At 66.8% G+C, this 4,023-nt stretch carries 4 protein-coding genes; 1 reads left to right on the top strand and 3 read right to left on the bottom strand.

Annotated elements, in window-relative coordinates; all coding sequences use genetic code 11:
- The 3 genes from A2J02_RS17375 to A2J02_RS17365 all read right to left on the bottom strand — a co-directional run.
- Positions 1-371 (bottom strand): acyl-CoA dehydrogenase family protein (locus A2J02_RS17375; RefSeq protein WP_197478052.1); only part of this gene is annotated, 371 nt, incomplete at its 3' end.
- Between the two features lie 10 nt (positions 372-381).
- A complete protein-coding gene (locus A2J02_RS17370) occupies positions 382-2,925 on the bottom strand; it encodes a putative PEP-binding protein (protein WP_068051563.1) in 2,544 nt (847 codons plus the stop codon).
- Positions 2,922-3,536 carry a hypothetical protein gene (locus A2J02_RS17365; protein WP_068051561.1) on the bottom strand — a complete coding sequence of 205 codons (615 nt, stop codon included), beginning with the start codon at positions 3,534-3,536 and terminating at the stop codon, positions 2,922-2,924. Before A2J02_RS17365 ends, A2J02_RS17370 begins: the two co-directional genes overlap by 4 nt.
- A 246-nt stretch (positions 3,537-3,782) precedes the next feature.
- Here A2J02_RS17365 and A2J02_RS17360 point away from each other — a divergent pair.
- Positions 3,783-4,023, top strand: a 241-nt coding sequence (locus tag A2J02_RS17360) for an aldehyde dehydrogenase family protein (RefSeq protein WP_156516269.1), incomplete at its 3' end; no start/stop codon positions are given.

Raw genomic sequence — 4,023 nt, 5'->3', positions numbered from 1 at the left:
GACCACCACCCGCGCCGGTCGAGCCCGGCGAATGCCGCAGGCTGCCCTTCGGCGATGTCGGACACCACGTCCTCGGCGCTGCCTGCGCCGACGAGCACCTGCACCGCGAACAGGGTCGAGAGGAAGGGGACCGGAAGCAGGGCAGCGCCGAGCTCCTCGGCGACGACGGCCAACTCGTCCAATCCACCTATGCCACCGCAGGATTCGGGTAATCCGAGTGTTGCTGTTCCGATCTGCTCCGCCAGTATCGACCAGGCGCGCGTGTCCCATCCTGGGCCGGCCGGATCGAGTCGACGGCACAGGTCGTGTCCGCCGAGTTCGGTGGCAGCAGCGCGGACGGCAGCTCGAAGGGCGTCGAGTTCGGCGCTCATCGCGTGGAATTCACCGGCTTTCGAGGGTGGCGTGCGCCGCGGCGAGCCGGGCCACCGGGACCCGCCGAGGTGAGCACGAGACATAGTGCAGGCCGAGCGAATTGAGGAACGAGATGGACTGCGGATCGCCGCCGTGCTCACCACAGACACCGAGTTTGACGTCGGGACGAGCGGTGCGGGCACGGTCGACGGCCATGGAGACCAGAGCGCCGACACCGTCCCGATCCAGGACGGCGAACGGGCTGTCCGTCAACAGACCGTGTTCGAGATAGTGGGCCAGTACCGTCTTCTCCACGTCGTCGCAAGAGAACCCGTAGGTGAGCTGGGTCAGGTCGTTCGTCCCGAAGGAGAGGAACTGGGCCTCGGCGGCCAATGGTTCGGCCAGCAGGGCTGCGCGGGGAGTCTCGATCATGCTGCCGACGAGATAGGGAACGGTGACGCCGGTGTCGGCGGCAACGGTCGCAGCGGCCCGGTGCACCTGTGCGATGGCCTCGGTCAGTTCGCCCGGCAGCGACACCAGCGGAATCATGACCTCGAGTTGCGGTGTCATTCCTTCGCCGTTCACCACGACCCACGCACGGAACAGAGCTTCGGCCTGGGCGGGATACAACCGGGTCTGCACCATGGCGAATCGAACTCCGCGTAGACCGAGCATCGGGTTCGATTCGTGTGTGGCAGCAGCACGTTCGGCTTGTTCGCGGTCGCGATAGTGGCCGTCGGCCGGGAGGAACTCGTGCAGCGGCGCATCGAGCAAGCGCACGGTGACGGGTCGGTCGCCGACGACACGGAGCAGGTCGGTGAAGTCCGATTGTTGCGCGGCGGTCAGGGCCGCAATGGCCTCGATCTCCTCGGCCTCGCTCTCGGCCAGTACCAGCCGTTGAACCAGCGGGAGTTGATCGCCGAGGAACTGGTGCTCGGTGCGGCACAGTCCGATTCCCTCGGCACCGAGGCGAAAGGCGGTAGCGGCGTCGTCGGCATTGTCCGCGTTGGTGCGGATTCGCAGTTCGCGGATGTCGTCCGCCCAACCGAGCAACACTTCCAGTTCCGCTGACGGCTCGGCCGGCCGAATTGCCACGGTACCGACGTAGACGTCACCGGTACGGCCGTTGACCGAGACGGTGTCGCCCTCGGCGAGGGTCACGCCGCCGGCCGTCACGGTGGCGCGCTCTTTGTCGATGCGGATGGTCGCCGCGCCGCAGACCGCCGGACGACCGGCACCGCGGGCAACGACGGCGGCGTGGGATGCGAGCCCGCCGTTGGACGTGACGACCGCGGTGGCTGCCAACAGAGCGGGCACGTCGGCGGGGCTGGTCTCGGACGCAACGAGGATGACGGCCTTGCCCTGCGCTGCCAGAGCAAGTGCTCGATCGCTCGACAGTGCGATCTCGCCGACGGCAGCACCCGGTGACGCGGGGAGTCCGCGGACGAGCAACTGCTCGCTACCGGTGAGGGTGAGCTGAGCGTGCAGAAGGTCCTGCATCAGGTCGGGCTCGAGCATGCGCACTGCCTCGCTGCGGTCGATCGATCGCGCGTTGGCCAGATCCACGGCGAGATTGGTGACCGCACGTGGGCCTGGATGGTCCAGCGCGCCTGCACTCAGCAGGGCGAGCTGGCGATCGCGGACCTCGAACTCGATCTCGACGACACCGCGCAGATGCGGCTCGAGAGTCGCGAAGATCTGATCGAGGATCTGTTCACCACCGGGAGTGCTGGACAGTGGTTCGCCAGGACCGGGATTGGGATCGGCCTTGCGGACACCGAGGTGGAACACGCCGTGGGGTGCGTACTTACCGGTTTCGAGGTCGCGGCTGACGGCGGAACCATGGCCCGAGTCGTCCCAGGGGCCGAGTCGCAGAGCACGGACGTGCAGTGCAAGGCCCAGATCGTCCGGTAGGGACAGAGAGCGGCGGGCCCGCTGCCCGCGGGGAGAGGCCCAGCGAGCCAACATGGCGGTCGCTGCGAGGCCGAGCTGCTCGGCAGGTTCGGTGGGAAACGGACTGCCCGTCGCACGTTCGATCAGTTCGAGAAGGGCGGGTACGCGAGAGTGACTGTCGGGGTGGTCCTCGTCCAGATCGTCGAGATCGTCGGTGTCGACGTCGAGGGCACCTTCGGCGACGAATCGAAGGGTCGCAGCCCACGAGTCGTAGATGTCGCGATCGCGTCCGATCACCTCGACGAGTGCATCGACGTTCAGAGGCGAGAGCCCGATGACCGAGATGGCAGGAGGCAGAGCCGACACCGGAACCGGTGCGCTGCATCGCAGATGCAGCAGCATGGGTCGGCGCTCGGTGCGCACCGACGGCCAGATCCCGCGGACTGCCAACTTCTCCAACAGATCGATCGTGGCGCTCGCGGTGTCGGGTACGCGCAGGCCGGCACCGGACCCGATCGGCACCGTCAGCCCGGGTACGACCGGAAGCCCGAGCGCGACAAGGTTGTCCATCTCGACGCCGTGAACCCCCAGCGCGTCGGCACCGAGACCGCGAGCACGGCCTTGCCCGTACGGCACTGCTGCGCGCGCGGAGGTGAGTACGGAACTGTCGGACAGGGTCATTCGGCGCTACCGCGAACGAGTTCCTCCTCGAGGGCCTCGTCCTCGGCGCGGGTGAGTCCCAGCATCATCAGCACGTGCTGATGGAGCCACATCCACACGGTGTGATAGCCATCGGTCAAGGGCGACGTCATCGACGCGGTGTCGCCGTTGTCGAACCGTTCGAGTGCGACATGTAGGCGGTCGCGGTACTCCAGCAGGACTGCACACTGCTTCCCACCGCGGCGGAGCAGCTTGGCCACGGACGTATGAATGTCCTCGAGCTGGTCGCGGATTCTGGCGTCGTACTGTGCATCGCCGTGGTCGTTTGCCGTGCCGTCCGGACGGCACTGCCATGCGGTGCACAGTTCCCGCAGCCGACGGTTGACCGGTAGGAATGCGCGCAGGAAGTCGGTGACCGCAGAGTGCTCGTCGCTTCCGTCTGTGAGACGAACCTGCGCACCGGCAGCGGCGATTCCGGCCTGCGTCGGCATGACGATCGGGCCCTTGGCCACGGCGTCACCGGCATCGACGACAGCCTGTAGCTCGGGCGTGACCGGCCCTCGAAGCATGCCCTTCACAACGAGGTCGACCAGAGCGGTCGATTCGGATGTGGTGGTCGCAAGGTCGTTCATGGTGCTCCTGGCGCTCTCCGGTCCCCCGTGGGGAACAGCCTTCGGCAAGTGACGTACGTCTACCGTAGGCGGGACTGTGACGGTGCTCATAACCTACTCAAATAGTAGTGGATGTCAAGAAACTTTGTCCAACTCTGTACAGGTTTGACTGCGGCTAGTTACTTGACAGCATGTCGCCTTTTGCGGCTAGGCTGCGTGTGATGGCCGCCACTCGGCCGACCGCCGTACGGGAAGAGGGATCGCGACATGGACGACCGAACCGAGCTCTACATCGGCGGGAAGTGGGTGGCCTCCGCGGGCGGGGGCACCGTAGATGTGCTCGACGCCACGACGGGTGAGCTGCTCGCCCGCGTACCCGCAGGAACGGAAACCGACGTCGACGACGCTGTCGCCGCAGCGCGCTCCGGCTTCGATGTGTGGTCGCAGTCCTCGATCGAGGAGCGCGTCTCGGTGTTGCGGCGGATCGCCGACGGGCTGGTCGAACGCG

It is taken from the genome of Rhodococcus sp. EPR-147 (genome assembly GCF_001647185.1).
Classification (GTDB): Bacteria; Actinomycetota; Actinomycetes; order Mycobacteriales; family Mycobacteriaceae; genus Rhodococcoides.
The sequence above is the reverse complement of the archived record's forward strand: the minus strand, read 5'-3'. Positions and strand labels throughout refer to the sequence as shown.

What these genes read in the sequence shown, in the direction of transcription:
- A2J02_RS17370 (WP_068051563.1), bottom strand. Translation starts at nt 2,925, where the DNA reads ATGACCCTGTCCGACAGTTCCGTACTCACCTCCGCGCGCGCAGCAGTG.
- A2J02_RS17365 (WP_068051561.1), bottom strand. Translation starts at nt 3,536, where the DNA reads ATGAACGACCTTGCGACCACCACATCCGAATCGACCGCTCTGGTCGAC.